At 72.1% G+C, this 16,364-nt stretch carries 19 protein-coding genes; 4 read left to right on the forward strand and 15 right to left on the reverse strand.

Translation table 11 applies throughout. The features are described from left to right. Nucleotide 1 precedes the first annotated feature (1 nt). Entirely contained in the window at nt 2–1,147 is a 1,146-nt protein-coding gene (locus tag F1734_RS21320; RefSeq protein WP_048772118.1) for an FUSC family protein, read from the reverse strand. Continuing rightward, complete coding sequence (locus F1734_RS21325) at nt 1,134–1,550, reverse strand: DUF3151 domain-containing protein (RefSeq protein ID WP_003938363.1); 417 nt, start codon at nt 1,548–1,550, stop codon at nt 1,134–1,136. The genes F1734_RS21320 and F1734_RS21325 overlap by 14 nt, the downstream gene beginning before the upstream one ends. A gap of 80 nt (nt 1,551–1,630) precedes the next feature. Between F1734_RS21325 and F1734_RS21330 the strand changes: the two genes are divergently transcribed. Continuing rightward, complete coding sequence (locus F1734_RS21330) at nt 1,631–2,632, forward strand: Rv0361 family membrane protein (protein WP_048772115.1); 1,002 nt, start codon at nt 1,631–1,633, stop codon at nt 2,630–2,632. 110 nt (nt 2,633–2,742) lie between these two features. Here F1734_RS21330 and fbaA read toward each other — a convergent pair whose 3' ends face one another. Next, complete coding sequence (gene fbaA / locus F1734_RS21335; protein ID WP_003938365.1) at nt 2,743–3,780, reverse strand: class II fructose-bisphosphate aldolase; 1,038 nt, start codon at nt 3,778–3,780, stop codon at nt 2,743–2,745. 151 nt (nt 3,781–3,931) lie between these two features. On the opposite strand from fbaA, the gene F1734_RS21340 reads away from it, so the two are divergent. Both F1734_RS21340 and F1734_RS21345 read left to right on the forward strand, forming a co-directional pair. Then, nucleotides 3,932–4,747 carry a VTT domain-containing protein gene (locus F1734_RS21340; RefSeq protein ID WP_017680735.1) on the forward strand — a complete coding sequence of 272 codons (816 nt, stop codon included), beginning with the start codon at nt 3,932–3,934 and terminating at the stop codon, nt 4,745–4,747. Between the two features lie 23 nt (nt 4,748–4,770). After that, complete coding sequence (locus tag F1734_RS21345) at nt 4,771–5,436, forward strand: DedA family protein (protein ID WP_010593218.1); 666 nt, start codon at nt 4,771–4,773, stop codon at nt 5,434–5,436. Nucleotides 5,437–5,565: 129 nt separating this feature from the next. On the opposite strand, the gene F1734_RS21350 is transcribed toward F1734_RS21345, so the two are convergent. From F1734_RS21350 to F1734_RS21370, 5 genes are all read right to left on the reverse strand, one after another. Next, entirely contained in the window at nt 5,566–6,612 is a 1,047-nt protein-coding gene (locus tag F1734_RS21350; RefSeq protein ID WP_010593219.1) for a GTP-binding protein, read from the reverse strand. 17 nt (nt 6,613–6,629) lie between these two features. Beyond that, nucleotides 6,630–7,790, reverse strand: coding sequence for a glycoside hydrolase family 76 protein (locus F1734_RS21355; RefSeq protein ID WP_203011015.1), 1,161 nt, complete (start codon nt 7,788–7,790; stop codon nt 6,630–6,632). Between the two features lie 76 nt (nt 7,791–7,866). Then, nucleotides 7,867–8,532: a TrmH family RNA methyltransferase gene (locus F1734_RS21360; protein WP_017680738.1), complete on the reverse strand. Its 666-nt coding sequence runs from the start codon at nt 8,530–8,532 to the stop codon at nt 7,867–7,869. Nucleotides 8,533–8,534: 2 nt separating this feature from the next. After that, nucleotides 8,535–9,146: a hypothetical protein gene (locus F1734_RS21365; RefSeq protein ID WP_017680739.1), complete on the reverse strand. Its 612-nt coding sequence runs from the start codon at nt 9,144–9,146 to the stop codon at nt 8,535–8,537. A gap of 48 nt (nt 9,147–9,194) precedes the next feature. Next, on the reverse strand, nt 9,195–9,962 hold the full coding sequence (locus tag F1734_RS21370) for an SDR family oxidoreductase (RefSeq protein WP_010593224.1): 768 nt from the start codon (nt 9,960–9,962) through the stop codon (nt 9,195–9,197). Nucleotides 9,963–10,025: 63 nt separating this feature from the next. Here F1734_RS21370 and F1734_RS21375 point away from each other — a divergent pair, with 63 nt between their 5' ends. Continuing rightward, on the forward strand, nt 10,026–10,472 hold the full coding sequence (locus F1734_RS21375; RefSeq protein WP_017680740.1) for a hypothetical protein: 447 nt from the start codon (nt 10,026–10,028) through the stop codon (nt 10,470–10,472). A 20-nt stretch (nt 10,473–10,492) separates the two neighbouring features. Here F1734_RS21375 and F1734_RS21380 read toward each other — a convergent pair whose 3' ends face one another. The 7 genes from F1734_RS21380 to F1734_RS21410 all read right to left on the reverse strand — a co-directional run bounded on the left by F1734_RS21380 (nt 10,493) and on the right by F1734_RS21410 (nt 16,358). Further along, nucleotides 10,493–11,236: a lysoplasmalogenase gene (locus F1734_RS21380; RefSeq protein ID WP_040270637.1), complete on the reverse strand. Its 744-nt coding sequence runs from the start codon at nt 11,234–11,236 to the stop codon at nt 10,493–10,495. 46 nt (nt 11,237–11,282) lie between these two features. Beyond that, on the reverse strand, nt 11,283–12,419 hold the full coding sequence (gene galK, locus F1734_RS21385) for a galactokinase (RefSeq protein ID WP_203011016.1): 1,137 nt from the start codon (nt 12,417–12,419) through the stop codon (nt 11,283–11,285). Then, the gene (gene galT / locus F1734_RS21390) at nt 12,416–13,522 is read right to left on the reverse strand and encodes a galactose-1-phosphate uridylyltransferase (RefSeq protein ID WP_017680743.1); all 1,107 of its coding nucleotides are present in this window, start codon (nt 13,520–13,522) and stop codon (nt 12,416–12,418) included. The genes galK and galT overlap by 4 nt, the downstream gene beginning before the upstream one ends. Before the next feature lie 8 nt (nt 13,523–13,530). Beyond that, a complete protein-coding gene (gene pyrE, locus F1734_RS21395; protein WP_048772104.1) occupies nt 13,531–14,070 on the reverse strand; it encodes an orotate phosphoribosyltransferase in 540 nt (179 codons plus the stop codon). 77 nt (nt 14,071–14,147) lie between these two features. Next, the gene (locus F1734_RS21400; protein ID WP_191902589.1) at nt 14,148–14,756 is read right to left on the reverse strand and encodes a LemA family protein; all 609 of its coding nucleotides are present in this window, start codon (nt 14,754–14,756) and stop codon (nt 14,148–14,150) included. 107 nt (nt 14,757–14,863) lie between these two features. Further along, nucleotides 14,864–15,652 carry an SDR family NAD(P)-dependent oxidoreductase gene (locus tag F1734_RS21405; protein WP_017680745.1) on the reverse strand — a complete coding sequence of 263 codons (789 nt, stop codon included), beginning with the start codon at nt 15,650–15,652 and terminating at the stop codon, nt 14,864–14,866. A 46-nt stretch (nt 15,653–15,698) separates the two neighbouring features. Continuing rightward, nucleotides 15,699–16,358: a type III secretion system chaperone family protein gene (locus F1734_RS21410; protein ID WP_017680746.1), complete on the reverse strand. Its 660-nt coding sequence runs from the start codon at nt 16,356–16,358 to the stop codon at nt 15,699–15,701. Nucleotides 16,359–16,364 lie beyond the last annotated feature (6 nt).

The raw sequence follows: 16,364 nt of genomic DNA on the forward strand, positions 1-16,364 counted from the left end.
GTCAGGACTCGGGCGGATACGCCGGATGCTCCACGGTCGGGGGCAGGGTCGCGATCGCCGAGATCCGTTTCAGCCCCGCCACCTGGAGCAGGTCCACGATCAGCGAGCGGATCTGCGCGAATACCACCGTGGCCGACAGACCCGCACCCTGCACCTGGTCCGGCTTCATCTCCCGGGCCACACTCCGCAGCACCCGGGCCGCCTCCGCCTGGTCCGGCTTCTCCCCCGGCTCGGCGAGGACCATCGCCTTCAGCACGTCCACCGCGTCGGCCAGTTCGTCGATGCGCCGCACCAGCCGCGGATCGAGGATCTCGTCGTCGCGCACGAGCGAGAGCGACCGGCGCGCCAGCACGCGCGTGTTGCGCATGGCGTTGTCGATCGGGTCCGCCGCGGCCGTGAGCCGTTCGAGCCGCGGCCGGCTGTTCCAGTACAGCGGCGAGATGCGGCTGATCTCCTTGCCGCCGGAGATGTTGGTGCGCATCGCGTCGATCGCCGACTGCGTGGCCCGGGCCTCGCGCAGGGCCGCCTCGATCGGCTTCGGGTTGTTCTCGACCAGGCCGGTCTCGACCTTGCGCAGCACGTCCGCCGCCGTGGCCAGCACGTTCGCCGCCTCCCGGCGCGCCCGGCGAACCGGATGCGTGGGAATCACGGCGACGACGGCGATGCCGACCAGGCCGCCGACGAGGGCGTCGACCATGCGGTCGACGCCCCCGGACCCGCCGGGCGGGATCAGGGTCGCCACGAGCACCGCCGAGTTCCCGGCCTGCATGGAGAAGATCGGACCGCTGTTCAGGGCCACCGCCGTGCCCATCGCCATCGCGACAACGAGTGCGATCTGCCACGGACCGCTGCCGATGAACGAGATGATCAGGTCGCCGATGCCGATGCCCACGGTGACCCCGCAGACGAGTTCGACCGACCGGCGCATCCGCGCCCCCAGCGACAGCCCCAGCGACACGACCGCCGCGATGGGCGCGAAGAACGGCTGCTCGTGTCCGACCGGTCCCGTCGCCACCCACCAGGCGATGCCCGCCGCGAGCGCGCACTGCAGGATGGGCAGCGCCGAGGACCGCAGCCGGCGCCCCGACGCACGCAGCCGCCGGCGGACGCCGTCCCTGGTGGGCAGCCGGGGACTAATCGACGCCAAGCGCTTCGGCGGCGCGGGGATCGCAGTCCTCGAGCAGGTCGAGGCAGCGGGCGTGCTCGTCGGCCTCGCCGATCTCCTTCGCGGCGCGGGCCAGCGTGGCGACGCACCGCAGGAAACCCCGGTTGGGTTCGTGCTCGTACGGCACGGGACCGAAGCCCTTCCAGCCGTTGCGGCGCAGCTGGTCGAGACCGCGGTGGTAGCCGGTGCGGGCGTAGGCGTAGGCCGCGATCGTCTCGCCGCGCTCGAGGGCGGCTTCGGCCAGGTAGGCCCACGCGATCGACGCGGTGGGGTGGTCGGCTGCCACCTTCGCCGGATCCTCGCGGTTCAGCAGCGCCGATTCCGCCTCGTCGTCGCCGGGCAGCAGGGTGGGTTGGGGTCCGAGAAGATCACCGAAAGACGTCATGGCCACCATTGTGCCCACCGCGGGACGACGGTCGTTAGGCTGCCCGGGAGAACAGCCGTCCGCTCAGCAAGGGGGATCGCGTGCCGGATCCGAAGAACGAAGACACCACCACGTCCCCCGATCCGGCGACGGGCGCACCCGATTCCTCCGCAGCGCCCGGCGACGCCGAGGGCCCGGCACCGCACGCAGGCCCGCAAGGCGGCACACCGGCCACGGACAACCCCCGTTCCTCCACAGCGCCCGGCGACGCCGAGGGCCCGGCACCGCACGCAGGCCCGCAAGGCGGCACACCGGCCACGGGTCCCGCCGACCGCGCCGCGGACGAGCCGGCCTCGGCGAGCGAGGCGGAGACCGTGGCCATCCCGGCCGCGCGGCGCGCCGAACCGGCCCCCTCCCCAGCCGACGCGCCCACCGCCCGCATCGCCGTCACCACGCACACCCCCAAGCAGGCGCCGCAGCGGATCGTTCCCCAACGCGCCGAACCGCAGCGGGTCCCGCCGGCGGGGCCGGAACCGCACCGTGCCGAGGCCCGGCGGGTGGAGCCCCAGCGCATCGAACCCCGGCGCACCGAACCCCAGCGCGTCCAACCCCAGCGCGCCCAGCCGGTCCCGGGGCCGCAGCGCATCGACCCCGTCGCACCCGGCAGGCGGGGCCGGCGAGGCTGGGTGATCGCCGCGCTCGTCGCGGGACTGCTCGTCGTCGCCGCAGTGGCGGCCGCGGCCGTGAAGGTCTACCTGGACGACCGGGCGGCGAACTCGCCGGAGGCCCGGATCCGCGCCACCGTCGAGACCTTCGTCGGTGCGCTCGCCGCCGGCGACCTGACGACGCTGCGCACCACGACGTGCGGCGGACTGCAGGAGTTCTACGCCTCGGTACCGCCCGAGCAGTTCGCGGACATCCACCGCACCGCCGTCGACCAGGGCACCGTGCCCGTCGTCACCGGCGTCGACAAGGTGCAGATCACCGACGGCCAGGCCATCGCACAGGTCACGGCGCACCCCGCCGGGACGCCGACCGACGTCACCCAGCGCACCTTCGACCTGGCCCGCGAGGGGGAGGACTGGAAGGTCTGCGGCGAATGATCCGCGACGAACGGTAGAGGGCGAACGGTAGAGGCAGAACGAAACGACGCGAGCGGTGCCGCGGGCCGGGCCCGCGTCACCGCTCGCGTCGGACGACTGCGCGGGATCGATCAGCCGGCGGACACCGAGCGGCCCGCGGACTTGAGGTCGTTGCAGGCCTCGACGACCCGAGCGGTCATCGACGCCTCGGCCTTCTTCAGGTAGCTGCGCGGATCGTAGGTCTTCTTGTTGCCGACCTCGCCGTCGATCTTCAGGACACCGTCGTAGTTGGCGAACATGTGCCCGGCGATCGGACGGGTGAACGCGTACTGGGTGTCGGTGTCGACGTTCATCTTCACCACGCCGTAGCTGAGCGCCTCGTCGATCTCGGACTTCAGCGAGCCGGAACCGCCGTGGAAGACCAGGTCGAACGGCTTCGAGCCGGCCGCCAGGCCCAGCTTCTTCGACGCGGCGGCCTGGCCGTCGGCCAGCACGGACGGCTTGAGCTTGACGTTGCCCGGCTTGTAGACGCCGTGGACGTTGCCGAACGTCGCGGCGAGCAGGTACTTGCCCTTCTCGCCGGCGCCGAGCGCGTCGACCGTCTTCTCGAAGTCCTCGATCGAGGTGTACAGCTTCTCGTTGATGGCGTTCTCCACGCCGTCCTCTTCACCGCCGACGACGCCGATCTCGACCTCGAGGATGATGTTCGCGTCCTTGGACAGCGCGAGCAGTTCCTGGGCGATCTGCAGGTTCTCGTCGATCGGGATGGCCGACCCGTCCCACATGTGCGACTGGAACAGCGGGTTCTCGCCGTTCTTCACCCGCTCCTGCGAGATGGCGAGCAGCGGGCGCACGAACCCGTCCAGCTTGTCCTTCGGGCAGTGGTCGGTGTGCAGCGCGATGGTGACGTCGTACTTCGCGGCGATGACGTGTGCGAATTCGGCGAGCGCGACGGCGCCGGTCACCATGTCCTTGACACCGAGGCCGGAGCCGAACTCGGCGCCACCCGTCGAGAACTGGATGATGCCGTCGCTGCCGGCGTCCGCGAAGCCCTTGATCGCGGCGTTGATGGTTTCGGACGAGGTGCAGTTGATGGCCGGGAACGCGAAGGAGTGGTCCTTGGCGCGGGCGATCATCTCGGCATAGACCTCGGGAGTCGCGATTGGCACGGCGGCTGTCCTCCAGATGAGAGTCGATGGGTGCCTTCCCGGGGGTGCGGGAGGGCTCCAGGGTTGTCCCTGCAGTATGTCAACTGTCGGCGCGGGGACACAGTCGGGTGCCCGCCATGATTCGGGTCACCGGCCTCCCACCGGTACTCTGGTGGCCGTGAGTGTGCTCGGAGGACTGGAGTCCGTGACCGTCGTCCCGGAGACCGTGACGAATCTGGCGTTACTGCCGGGATTCCTGGACCCGGTGAATCTGCTCAACTCCTTCGGCACCTGGGTGCTCATCGGCCTGCTGCTCGTGGTGTTCATCGAGTCGGGTCTGCTGTTCCCGTTGCTGCCGGGCGACTCGCTGCTCTTCACCGCCGGTCTGATCGCCGCCTCGAAGTCCGAGGAGATCCCGCCGTTCGCACCGCTGTGGGTGCTGATGGTGACGATCCCGATCGCGGCGATCCTGGGCGACCAGGTGGGCTACTGGATCGGTGCCAAGGGCGGTACGCGCCTGTTCAAGAGCTACGACTCGAAGATCTTCAACAAGGGCTACATCGACCAGTCCGAGGACTTCTTCCAGCGGCACGGTCCGATCACGATCGTCCTCGCCCGGTTCGTGCCCATCGTGCGCACCTTCGCGCCGGTGGTCGCGGGCGCGTCCCGCATGAAGTACCCGGTGTTCCTCACCTACAACATCGTGGGCGGCATCCTGTGGGGCGCCGGCGTGACGCTGCTGGGCTACCTGCTCGGTCAGATCACCTTCATCCGCGACAACATCGACATCATCTTCCTGCTGATCGTGTTCGCCTCCGTCGTCCCGATCATCCTCGAGGTCGGCAAGCACCTGATCGCCAAGCGCAGGGCCGCCGCCGTCGTCGAGGCCGACGCCACTGCCGACGAGGCCGACGCCACTGCCGACGAGGCCGACGCCACTGCCGACACGGTGCCGGTGCCGACGACGCGTCGCGACACCACGCCCTGAGCACGCGCGCGAACGCGTCCTCCATGATTCTCGCCGCGGAGACCTTCGGTCCGCTCGAAACCGCCGGGCCCGCCCTGGTGTGGCTCGTCGTCGTGACGTTCGTGTTCGTGGAATGCGCCATCATCCTCGGCCTGTTCCTGCCCGGGGACTCCATGCTGCTGACCGCCGGCGTCGTGCTGGCCGCCCACCATTCCGGTGCGGCGCAGGTGTGGGCCCTGTCGGTCGGGGCGATGGTGGCCGCGATCGCCGGGAACCAGGTGGGATACGTGATCGGCCACCGGCGTGGTCACCACCTCATCGCCCGCCGCAACGGCCGATACCTCAACGCGGCCAACCTGCGGAAGGTCAATGTCCTCCTCGACCGTTACGGGTTCTGGGCGGTGCTGATCGCCCGCTGGATCCCGTGGGTGCGGACGCTGTCTCCGCTGGTGGCCGGGGCCGCGCGGATGAACCACACCCGCTACACGATCGCGTCCACGATCGGCGCGATCCTGTGGGCACCGGTGCTGCTGCTCGTCGGGTTCTACTTCGGCGAGTACCTCGAGCGGGTCTCGTGGCTGCTGCCGACGGTCCTCGCCGTGATGGCCGCCGTCCTCGTCGTGGGCACGGTGCTCGGCGTTCGGCAGTACCGGATCGAGATGGCGCGGCCGGCGGTGGACGTGGAGATCGCGGACGTCGACCCCGACTGAGCGGCCGGCTGCCCCGGTCGACACGGCCTGCACGCCCGCGGCCATCGCCTGAGGCCATCGACTGAGGCCATCGACTGAGGCCATCGACTGAGCCCGCTGTCGATGTCCGGGAGGGGTGGGGATGCGCGTTCAGACGAGGGCGGGGTCCAGGATGCGGCGCGGAGTGTCCGGATCCAGGCGCACGCCGATGAAGACGATTTCCTGCCCCGGCGTCTCGCCGGTCCGGGACCACGGCTGGGCCGGTTCGAGCACCAGATCGGGGCCGGCCTGCGACCAGACCGCCGCGGTGTCCGGGTCGTCGGCGAACCAGCAGAAGCCCTTGCTGCGCAGCACCCCGTGCAGATTCTCCACGGCCGCCTCGAGCCGGGCGCGGTCGAAGGGGCGATCGGCGCGGTAGACGACGCTGCGGATGCCGTACTCCTCGGTCTCCGGGGTGTGGCCGCCGGCGAGTTCCTCGGCCCAGCCCGGGGCGAGTGCCGCCGCCTCCGGGTCGTAGCGTCCGGTGCCGACGACCTCGCCGATCGGGACGGCGCCGTGGACGGTGCGCAGGAGCCGCGCCGTCGGGTTGAGCCGGCGCAGGGTGGCCTCGACGGCCCCGGCGACGGCGTCGCTCACCAGGTCCGTCTTGTTGAGCAGCAGCACGTCGGCGAATTCGACCTGGTCGACGAGCAGGTCGGAGATGCTGCGCTCGTCGCCCTCGCCGGCCTCGAGATCGCGCTCGTCGAGTCGGTCGCCGCGCGCGAGCTCGGCGAGGAACGTGGTGGCGTCGACGACGGTGACCATCGTGTCGAGGCGCGCGAGCTGCCCGAGGCGGAAGCCGTCGTCGAACTCCCAGTCGAACGTCGCGGCGACGGGCATCGGCTCGGAGATGCCGGTCGACTCGATCACGAGGTGGTCGAACCGGTTCTCCCGGGCGAGCCGCGCGACCGTCTCGATCAGGTCCTCGCGGAGCGTGCAGCAGATGCAGCCGTTGGTGAGCTCGACGAGCTTCTCGGTGGTGCGGTCGAGGCTGCCGTCGACGAGCGCGGCGTCGATGTTGATCTCGCTCATGTCGTTGACGACGACCGCGACGCGGGCACCGTCGCGGTTGGCGAGGATGTGGTTGAGCAGCGTGGTCTTGCCCGCGCCGAGGAAGCCGGAGAGCACGGTGACGGGCAGTGGGGTCGCGGCGGTCATGCCGTCGACGGTAACCGTTATCGATAACCGTTTTCAAAATGGGTGCCGTCGGGTCGCGCAGAACTCGGTCCCGGCGCCCGCTCGGTGGCGACGGCGTACGCCGATTCCATCAGCATCCACCCGCTCAGCTGCACCGACAGGTCCCGCTCCGCCACGCCCGAGCTGCGCACCGTGCCGCCGGAGAAACGCGCGATCCCGGGTGCCGTGCCGGGCAGCCGGGCCTGCACGGACCAGTCCCGCCCGAACAACGGCAGCCCCTCGATCTGCAGGCGGTTCGCCCACGCGGCCTGCGCGGACGCGAGCACGATCCGCGCGGCGAGCCGGCGCGCGCGTTCGTCCTCCACGTCGGCCACCGGCAGCGTCGTCGCGACCATCGCCAGATACCGGACGAGGATGCCGTTGAACAGTCCCCCGTCCCCACCGCCCCCGCCGGTGATCACCCCACGGTCCGCCAACTGGGTGTCCACGGCCTCGACGAGGGCGTGCACCCGCTCCCGGTGCCGCGGCTCGCCCATCCGCACCGCCAGCTCGGTCTCCAGCCCGAGCACGACGCCCTGGCAGTACGTGTAGACCGCGCGCTCGACCCGGCCACCGCGGATCCCGTCGAAGATCAGGCCGGTCTCCGGATCACGCAGCGTCTCGTGGATCCAGTCCGCCATCTCCTGGGCCCGCAGCAGCTTGCCGGTGCGGGCGAGCAGCAGTCCCGCCGGGCCGTTGGCCGGGGTGTTGTAGAAGTCGTCGCGGCGCCGCCAGGGGATGCCCCCGCCCCGCTCGGGGGCCCACGCCTCGAACAGCTCGTTCTCGAGGACGGCGATGGCGTCGCGGCGGTCGACGTAGAGGTGCCGCTGCGCGCGCTCGAGAGCGAGGCCGAGCCAGGCCATGTCGTCGAAGTAGTTGTTGGTCCAGCCGAGAAGGTTGCGAATCCGGTGCGAGCGCGTCAGCCGCAGCACCCGGCGCCGGCGCCGCGGCGTCGCCTCCCGCTCGGCGGCGTCGACCGCGAGATCGATCAGGTGCGCCTGCCACCAGTAGTGCCAGGTGAGGAAGAGTCGTTCGCGGCGCACCGCCGGCCATCCGACGACTCCGAGCGCGGTGCCGGGCAACGCCCACAACCGCCGCACGTGCCGCGACGTGACTGCAGCCTCCGCGAGATCCGCCCGCTCGGCCCAGAAATCCGACATGTCGTCGCCAACCTCGTCTCACCGTCGCTACCGCTACCAGCTTTCCCCTATCGGCCGCACCTCGTCGAACGTTTCCTCACCAGGCGCGGTCGAGGTCGGCGTGCTGCCGGATCCAGGCGTGCATCGCGATCCCGGCGGCGACGCCGGCGTTGATGCTGCGGGTCGAGCCGAACTGGGCGATGGACACGGTCGTCGCGGCGACCTCCCGCGCCCGCGCCGTCACACCGGGGCCCTCCTGGCCGAACAGCAGCAGGCACGCGCGGGGCAGCCGTGCGGTCTCGAGTGGCACCGATCCGGGGGTGTTGTCCACCGCGACGATCGTCAGTCCCTGTCCGGCCGCCCAGTCCAGAAGGGAGTCGACGTCCGGATGGTGCACGAGATGCTGGTACCGGTCGGTCACCATCGCGCCGCGACGGTTCCAGCGCCGGCGGCCGACGATGTGCACGGCGGCCGCCGCGAACGCGTTCGCCGTGCGCACCACGGTGCCGATGTTCGCGTCGTGCCCGAAATTCTCGATCGCCACGTGCAGCGGATGGCGGCGGGTGTCGATGTCGGCGACGATCGCCTCGCGCGTCCAGTAGCGGTACGCGTCGACGACGTTGCGCCGGTCACCGTGGGCGAGCAGCTCCGGGTCGTAGCGCGGATCCCGCGGGGGCTCGGTGCCGTACTCCTCGACCCACGGACCGTACCCGTGCGGGTGCTCGCCCCACTCGGTGGGACCGGCAACGTCGTCGAGATGCACGGTCAGAACGTCGTGTTCGAGGCGGCAGCGATCGTGAAGCCGTGCCCGGTGGCGTCGTTGACGCAGGAGACGTCGGCGGCGGTGGTCTCGCACGTGTAGCCGAGCTTGCTCAACGTCGATCCGCTCGGCAGGACCGGGTCGTCGCCGCCGGAGGTGTAGACCGACCCACCCGAACACATGAACTCCGCGGGCCCCGCGTCCTGCACGCGAATACCGTTGCCCCAGTTGACCATGCAGTTCTCGGGCCGAGGCGGCACCGGATCCGTGACGCCCTCGCAGCCCGCCTCGGTGCGGGAGGGGAGTTTGACGATCCCGCACCGGAACCCGCCGTCGGGGCTGGTGAAGTAGTACGACTCGTTGCGCTCGTACTGCACGTCGGCCGGCGCCGCCGCAGCGCTCTCGGGCCCTGCCGGGGCGCTCTCGGGGACCGGGGTGGTCGAGGTGGGCTCGGTGGTCGTCGGGGCGGGTGCCACCGTGGTGGTGGTCGTGACGGCCGCGCTCGACGACGACGCGGCAGCCGGCTGCTCCACCCCCTCCGACGAACCTCCGCACCCGGCCAGTGCCAGCACCGCCACCGCGGCCGCACCGATCGACGACATCCGACGCACGTTCACCCGACTCCCTTCCGTCGCTGATCCGTCCGCCACTCTAGCGAGACCGCGTCAGCTGCCGGTCACCCACCGGTTGACCAGGCGATTGAGCCGGGCGGGCGTGACCTGGGCGAAGGCGGCGAACGCCTTCGCCTGCCAGCCCACGGTGTGGTGGACACCGGCCGCCCGCCGGCCCGGACGGGTCAGGTCGTACAGCGCCCGCGCGACGTCGTCGGCGTCGAGCCGGATCCCCAGCCGCCGCGACGCACCGATGTTCATGTCCCGGGTCATCGCCGTCTCGACGAACAGCGGCCACATCGCGACCACCCGGATGTCGTGCGGAGCCCATTCCAGATCGAGGGCCTCGGTCAGCCCGCGCACGGCGAACTTGGTGGCGCTGTAGGTGGCGAGCTCCGGCTGCCCGTACAGCGCCGACGCCGAGCACAGGTTGACCACCTGGGCGCCGGGCGTGCGGCGCAGGTACTCGAACGCGCTGTGGCAGCCGGTGATCGTCCCGGCGACGTTGACGTCGACCATCTGCCGGTGCCGCGCGAGCGGGGTCGTCTCGAACGGACCCGAGGCCAGGACACCCGCGTTGTTGACGAGCAGGTCCAGCGTGCCGTCGGCGCAGAACGCCTTCAGTGTGCGTTCCCAGCCCGCCGCGTCGGTGACGTCGAGGACCGCGGTGACGATGCCGGGTTGCTCCGCGGCGAGCGCCTCGAGGCCCGCGGCATCGACGTCGACGGCGGCGACCCGGTAGCCACGGCGGGCGAGGAGCAGGGCGGTGGCGCGGCCGATCCCCGCGGCGGCACCGGTGACGAAGGCAGTGGGCGAATTCATGAATGCAGCGTAGCGACGCCGAACGTGGCGCAGGTCACGGACTATCCTGGCATCGGAGGAGCAATGAGCCACGTTCGAGTCGTTCGTGCCGTCGCGTTCGTCACCGCCGGATATCTCGTCGTCCTGGCCCTGTGGCTGGGGCTGTTCGTCGGCAGCTCTCCCGAGGGCACCGTCCCCTACCAGATCATGTTCCTGCTGGCCGCGTACGGCTCGGCGCTGGGCATCGCCATGATCCTCGCCGGGCGGCCGTCGCGCGCCGACCGCCGTCTCGCCCGCCGCGGCCTCGAGGGCTGGGCGACCATCACCTCGGCTCGGCACCTCGGGCACACCGTGGACAACGGCGAGCTCACCGAGCTGGATCTCGATCTGACGGTGCCGGGTTCCGAGCCGTACCACGGACGGGTGCTCTACGAGGTCGCCCGCGAGGATCTCGACCGGTTCGAGCCGGGCCGGGTCGTGGGCATCCGCGTCGACCCGCGCGACCGGGACCGCATCGTCCTCTGCCCGTAGGCGACCGGTGTGTCCGTCGCCTACGCGGACAGCCGGGGCGCGACGGCGCCCTCCCGCCCGAGCGCGAGCTTGCCTTCGACGAGGAGCAGCTGGGCCAGCGCGTAGGTCGCGAGCACGAACCCCTCCGCCGCGGCGCGCGCCCCCTCCGAGCGCAACAGCACCCGCCGCGCGACGATGGTGCCGTCGGAGAGCGTGAACACCAGGCCGCCGAGCCCCAGCCAGCTGCGCCGGTCCCGGCCCGGGATCGGCAGGTCGGCCAGCCGGCGGGCGCCGGGGGCGAGCGACGGGTCCGCGGCGAGTGTCGCGGTGGTCCCGAGCAGCGCACCGTAGCCCGTCAACGGGGCCGCCACCCGGGGCGCCTTCACGCCGAGCAGGCCGGCGGCTCCGAGCGCCGCGACGGCCCGCGGCACCGCCGCCGACCGGGTCGGACGGGCCCCGCGACGGGCCAGCAGCGCCGAGTAGCAGACCTGCATCACGGCGAACGAGGACGCACCGCGCAGCAGCCGGGCGTCGTCGTCCGGGTCGATCATGAACACGTCGCCGACGGTCGCGCCGGTCAAGGCGAGCAGCAGCAGGGCGGTGTCCGACCGGTCGGTGTGCGGGGCGTGCCGCAGCACCCGGACCGCCAGCGACGGCCCGATCAGCGGCTTGGCGACCCGCTGCAGCCGCTCGTTCCCGAGCACGCCGCCCACGACCGTCGCCGTCGCGGCCGCGGCGAACACCGCGTGCTCGGCGTTCCACCTGTCCCGGCTGAACCATCCCATGCACGGCAGCGTACCGATCCGCGCGGCGTCACCCGGCCGGCTTTCCTCAGGCGCAGCGGCGGGCGCCTGCCGACGCCGTCGCCCGCAGGAACTTCGGGCGCGGCAGGTCCCGCTCGCGGGCGGCCACCGTGACGGCCTCCGCCACCGCGTCGACGTCCGTCGCCCGGCACAATGCGATCGCCGAGCCGCCGAATCCGCCACCCACCATCCGCGCACCCAGCGCACCGGCGGCGCGCGCGGCGTCGACGGCGGTGTCGAGTTCGACGGAGCTGACCTCGAAGTCGTCGCGCAGCGACCGGTGGGCGGCGTCGAGCAGCGGTCCGAGCCGTCGCGGGGCGTCGTCGCGCAGGGCCGCGACGGCGGCGCGGACCCGGGCGATCTCCGTGACGACGTGCCCGGCCCGGCGCCGCAGCACCGGGTCGGTCAGCGCGCCGAGCGCGGCGACGGTGCCGACGTCGCGCAGGCTCCCGAGCCGGCGCGTGGCCTCCTCGACGTCGCGCCGCCGCTGCCCGTACTGCCCGTCGACGAGGCGGTGCGGGGCGTCGGTGTCGACGACGAGCAGTGCCAGGCCGTGCGATTCGAGGTCGATCGGGAGGTGCTCGACCTCGCCCGTCGCACAGTCCAGCAGGAGGGCGTGCCCGGCGCGGCCGCGCAGCGCGATCTGCTGATCCATCCCGCCGGTGGGGGCGCCGACGTAGTCGTTCTCGGCCCGCGTGCAGGCGGCGGCGAGGACGGCCCGGCCCGGATCGTCGACCGGCAGCCCGGACAGCTCGGCCAGGGCGAGAGCCACGGCCGCCTCGAGCGCCGCCGAACTCGACAGGCCCGCGCCGACCGGCACGTCGGAGGCGATCGCGATGTCGGCGCCCGCGAATCCCGGCGGGTCGAGCGCGCCGATCACCCCGACGACGTAGGCGGCCCAGCCGCCGGTGTGTCCTTTGGGCTGCCCCAGCCGCCCAAAGGACACACCGGCGAAGCCCTCGCTCACCAGCCGGACCGCGCCGTCGTCGCGTCGCCGGACCGCGGCGGCCGTGACCTGCGGCAGCGCCAGCGGCAGGCACAGCCCGCCCGCGTAGTCGACGTGCTCACCGATCAGGTTGACCCGGCCCGGCGCGCACCACACCCCCTCCGGGGCCCCCCCGAACGCCTCGGCGAACCCGGCTGCGGCGGCCGCGGCCACGCTCATCCGGCGAGTTCCCGCAGCCGCACCGCGATGCGTTCGGGGGAGGTGTCGCTGATCCATACGCCCATCGCGGACTCCGATCCGGCCAGGTACTTGAGCTTGTCGGCAGCGCGTCGCAGCGAGAAGATCTGGCAGAACAGACGACCGTACGGTCGCTCGTCGCCGACCGGCGCCTGGTGCCAGGCCGCGATGTACGGGACGCGTTCCACGCCGTCGAAGAACAGGTCGACGCGACGGAGCAACTCCCGGTAGAGCACCGCCAGTTCGTCGCGCTCGGCGTCGTCGAGGGCGACGAGGTCCGGCACGTCGCGATGCGGGGCGAGGTGCACCTCGACGGGCCAGCGCGCCGCGGCCGGAACATAGGCGGTCCACCGTCGTCCGGCCCACACGACGCGGGTGCCCGCCCGGCGTTCCGCGTCGAGCACGTCGCGTTGCAGCAGCCGGCCCGTCGCCGCGTGGTGCGCGCGGGCGCGCTGCAGCAGCACCTGCGAGCGTGGCGGCAGGAACGGGTAGGCGTAGATCTGACCGTGCGGATGTTGCAGTGTCACACCGATTTCCGCGCCGCGGTTCTCGAAGCAGAACACCTGCCGCACGTCGGGGGCGGCCGAGTGCTCGGCGGTGCGGTCGGCCAGTGCGTCGAACACCGTGCGGACCCGTTCGACGCTCAGGTCGGCGAAGCGGGCGTCGTGGTCGGCGGTGAACGCGACCACCTCACAGCGTCCCGTCGCGGGCCGTCGCGGCCACAGCGGGTCGCCGTCCACCGGACCGGCGTCGGCGCCACCGGATCCGAGGGCCGGGAAACGGTTCTCGAACACCACCACGTCGTAGTCGTCGGCGGGGATCTCGGTGGCGGCCCGGCCCGGCCGGGTGGGGCACAGCGGGCAGTCGGCGGGGTCCGGCAGGAAGGTGCGGTCCATGCGGTGCGACGCGGAGACCACCCACTCCCCCGTCAGCGGGTCGAAGCGCAGTTCGGAGACCGCCCCGGCCGGCGGCAGCCGCCGGGTGTCGTGCCGTTCCCGCACTGCTCCGCCTCCGGCGTACGGCTCGGTGTCGTCGAAGTAGAACAGCTCCCGGCCGTCCGCGAGGCGGGCCGCGGTCCGTCGCACCCGGACTCCTAGGCGTCCTGCAGTCCCAGGTCCTGCAGGCCCAGCAGGTAGCGGTACTCCACGCCCTCCGCGGCGATCACCTCGCCGGCGCCGGTGGCCCGGTCGACGACGGTGGCGACGCCCACGACGGTCGCGCCGGCGTCGCGCAGGGCCTTGACGGCGGTGAGCGGAGAGTTGCCCGTCGTGGTCGTGTCCTCGACCACCAGGACCCGCTTGCCGAGCACGTCGGGGCCCTCGATCTGCCGCTGCATGCCGTGCGCCTTGGCGGCCTTGCGGACGACGAACGCGTCGATCGGACGGCCCGGTGCGTGCATGACCGCGAGCGCGACCGGGTCGGCACCCATGGTGAGTCCGCCGACGGCGTCGAAGTCCCAGTCGGCGACCAGTTCCCGGATGAGCTTGCCGATCAGGGGCCCGGCCCGGTGGTGCAGGGTGGCGCGGCGAAGATCCACGTAGTAGTCGGCCTCCTTGCCGGACGACAAGGTCACCTTGCCGTGCACCACCGCCAGTTCTCGAACCAGCGCAGCCAACTCCTCGCGATCGGTCATCGCAACCCCTTACCGTCTCTCGTTCCACGCCGCACCCGTGGGCGCCGGCGACGACGAGCCTAGCCGGGGGCCGGCGGTCAGGCGGCGACGGTGTCCGATCCGCCGGTCGGCGCGTCTGCGGAGGGGGCGGCCGGCTCCGGCGCGACCGGCACCGGCGGGACGACGGCGGCGGGGGCGAGCGGGGCGACGACCTCGAACAGCGGGACGGGTCCGACCGCGGCGATGCGCGCGAACACCGAGGTCGGGAAGGTGGTGGCGGCGGTGTTGATGGTGCGGCCGAGATCGTTGTGGACGCGGGCGGCCCCGGCGATGCGCTGCTCGCGGGTCCGCAACTCGCGGGCGACGCGGATGAACGGCCAGTGGTTGACGCCGTCGAGGACGCCGATCAGCTCGTGCAGGGCCGCCGACAGGGTGTTCTCGGCCGCGGCCCGCTCCCCCAGCGGCAGCCGCTGGTCGCGCATGGCGATCGCCAGGGATCGCGCCCCGACGACGGGGCTGAGCCGGCTGCGATCCAGACCCGCACCGGCGGACGCCGCGATGAGTGCGGGTACCTGGTCGTAGCGGTCGTCGAGTTCGTTGGTCAGCAGGCGCAGGCTGTCGCGGTGGCGCATCTTCAGCACCCGGAGGCGGCGGACGGCGGCACGCGTCCACAGCAACACGATCACCACGACCGCAACGACAATCACAAGGGCCACAGACGTCACAGGGCGGAATCTACCGCGCAGCGGACGCGACACCCGGAGCGCGACGCGCCGTGTCGTGGCGCCGTGTCCGGACCGTTATCCGGTGCGGCCTACGTCCGGTCCCGGCCCCGGCCGACCAGGTTGGTCGCCCGGCGCACCAGGTTCTTCGGGACGAGCCGGCCCACCGTCGTGAGCACCTTGTACTGCAGGCCGGGGATGCTGATCACCTTGCCCGCCTCGAGGTCGGCGAGGGAGGTGCGCACCACGGTGTCCACGTCGAGCCACATCAGTTCCGGAATCGAGCTCATCTCGATCCCGGCCCGCTCGTGGAACTCGGTGTGCACGAAGCCGGGGCACAGTGCCTGCACCTTCACCCCGGTGCCGGCGAGGCCGCCGGACAGTCCCTCGGTGAACGAGACGACGTAGGCCTTGCTGGCCGAGTACGTCGACCCCCGCCCGGAGAGCAGACCGGCGACGCTGGCGACGTTGACGATGCTGCCTTTGCCGGCGGCGATCATCGGCGGCAGCGCGGCCCGGGTCAGCTGCATCACGGCGGTGACGTTGACGTCGAGCTGAGCCTGCAGCACGGCCGGGTCGGCCGTCCAGAACTCGCCGGACGTGCCGAAGCCGGCATTGTTGACGAGCATCTCCACGCCCTCGGCGAGGCGGCGGGCGACGGCCGCGCGGCCGTCCTCGGTGGCCAGGTCGGCGGCGAGGATCTCGGAGGTGGTGCCGAAACGGGAAGCCAGTTCGTCGGCAAGGGACCGCAGGCTCTCCTCACGGCGAGCGACGAGCACGAGGTCGTACCCCTTGCCGGCGAGCGCGCGCGCGAAGCCTGCGCCGATGCCCGAGGTGGGTCCGGTGACCAGGGCGACGGGCCGGGTGGCAGCGGAAGTCATGGGGTAAAGCTAGCGCAGCGCGCCGGCCGCGTCGGGTGACGCGGGCTCAGCGCCGCGCGGAGGGCCGGCCGGGATCGTGCGCGACCCGGTCGAGTTCCTGCGGCTCCACGATCGGCGGCAGCACGTGCAGGATTCCGGAGAGGCGGGCGACGGTCTCGATGGCCGCGTCCCATTCGCGGCCGGTGCTGCCCACCGGGATCGAGCCGAGGGTCCATTCGCCCTCGCTCCACAGCATCTGCACGTGCGGGGGGATCGACTCCGTGTACGCGACCATGCGCTGGTCACAGATGCGGCGGGCGATCTCGAGGTCGGTGGCGAACACGATGCGCGGCCCGATGGCGCCGAGCAGGTTCATGTCCGGGTCCTTCGGCGGCGGCGTCGACTTCAGGCGCAGGTCGATGTCGACGTCGGAGCCGACCTTGCGGCGCACCGCGACGATCGTCGCGGTCTCCTCGATGTCGAAGAGGATGAATTCCTCGCCGCGGCGGATGCCGTGGACGACGTCCACCGCGCCGAGATACTCCTGCTTGGCGAGGGCCGCCCGGTGCCAGTGCCCGGGCAGGGAGTCGTCGGCGGCGCTGTACTTGTAGCCCTGGGCGCGCGCCCAGATCTCACGCACGCGACCGGACTGCTCACGCCGCGTGCGGTCGACGTAGAGCAACGCCAACGCACCCGCGAGTGCGATCGCCGCCAGTCCGAACCACATCACCGT

It is taken from the genome of Rhodococcus ruber (assembly GCF_016804345.1).
Lineage (GTDB): Bacteria > Actinomycetota > Actinomycetes > Mycobacteriales > Mycobacteriaceae > Rhodococcus > Rhodococcus ruber.

Excerpts from the sequence above, each read along its gene's own strand:
- F1734_RS21325 (WP_003938363.1), bottom strand. The coding sequence starts at position 1,550 with ATGACGTCTTTCGGTGATCTTCTCGGACCCCAACCCACCCTGCTGCCC.
- F1734_RS21345 (WP_010593218.1), top strand. The coding sequence starts at position 4,771 with ATGATTCTCGCCGCGGAGACCTTCGGTCCGCTCGAAACCGCCGGGCCC.
- F1734_RS21350 (WP_010593219.1), bottom strand. The coding sequence starts at position 6,612 with ATGACCGCCGCGACCCCACTGCCCGTCACCGTGCTCTCCGGCTTCCTC.
- F1734_RS21355 (WP_203011015.1), bottom strand. The coding sequence starts at position 7,790 with ATGTCGGATTTCTGGGCCGAGCGGGCGGATCTCGCGGAGGCTGCAGTC.
- F1734_RS21370 (WP_010593224.1), bottom strand. The coding sequence starts at position 9,962 with ATGAATTCGCCCACTGCCTTCGTCACCGGTGCCGCCGCGGGGATCGGC.
- F1734_RS21375 (WP_017680740.1), top strand. The coding sequence starts at position 10,026 with ATGAGCCACGTTCGAGTCGTTCGTGCCGTCGCGTTCGTCACCGCCGGA.
- F1734_RS21380 (WP_040270637.1), bottom strand. The coding sequence starts at position 11,236 with ATGGGATGGTTCAGCCGGGACAGGTGGAACGCCGAGCACGCGGTGTTC.
- galK (WP_203011016.1), bottom strand. The coding sequence starts at position 12,419 with ATGAGCGTGGCCGCGGCCGCCGCAGCCGGGTTCGCCGAGGCGTTCGGG.
- pyrE (WP_048772104.1), bottom strand. The coding sequence starts at position 14,070 with ATGACCGATCGCGAGGAGTTGGCTGCGCTGGTTCGAGAACTGGCGGTG.
- F1734_RS21405 (WP_017680745.1), bottom strand. The coding sequence starts at position 15,652 with ATGACTTCCGCTGCCACCCGGCCCGTCGCCCTGGTCACCGGACCCACC.
- F1734_RS21410 (WP_017680746.1), bottom strand. The coding sequence starts at position 16,358 with ATGTGGTTCGGACTGGCGGCGATCGCACTCGCGGGTGCGTTGGCGTTG.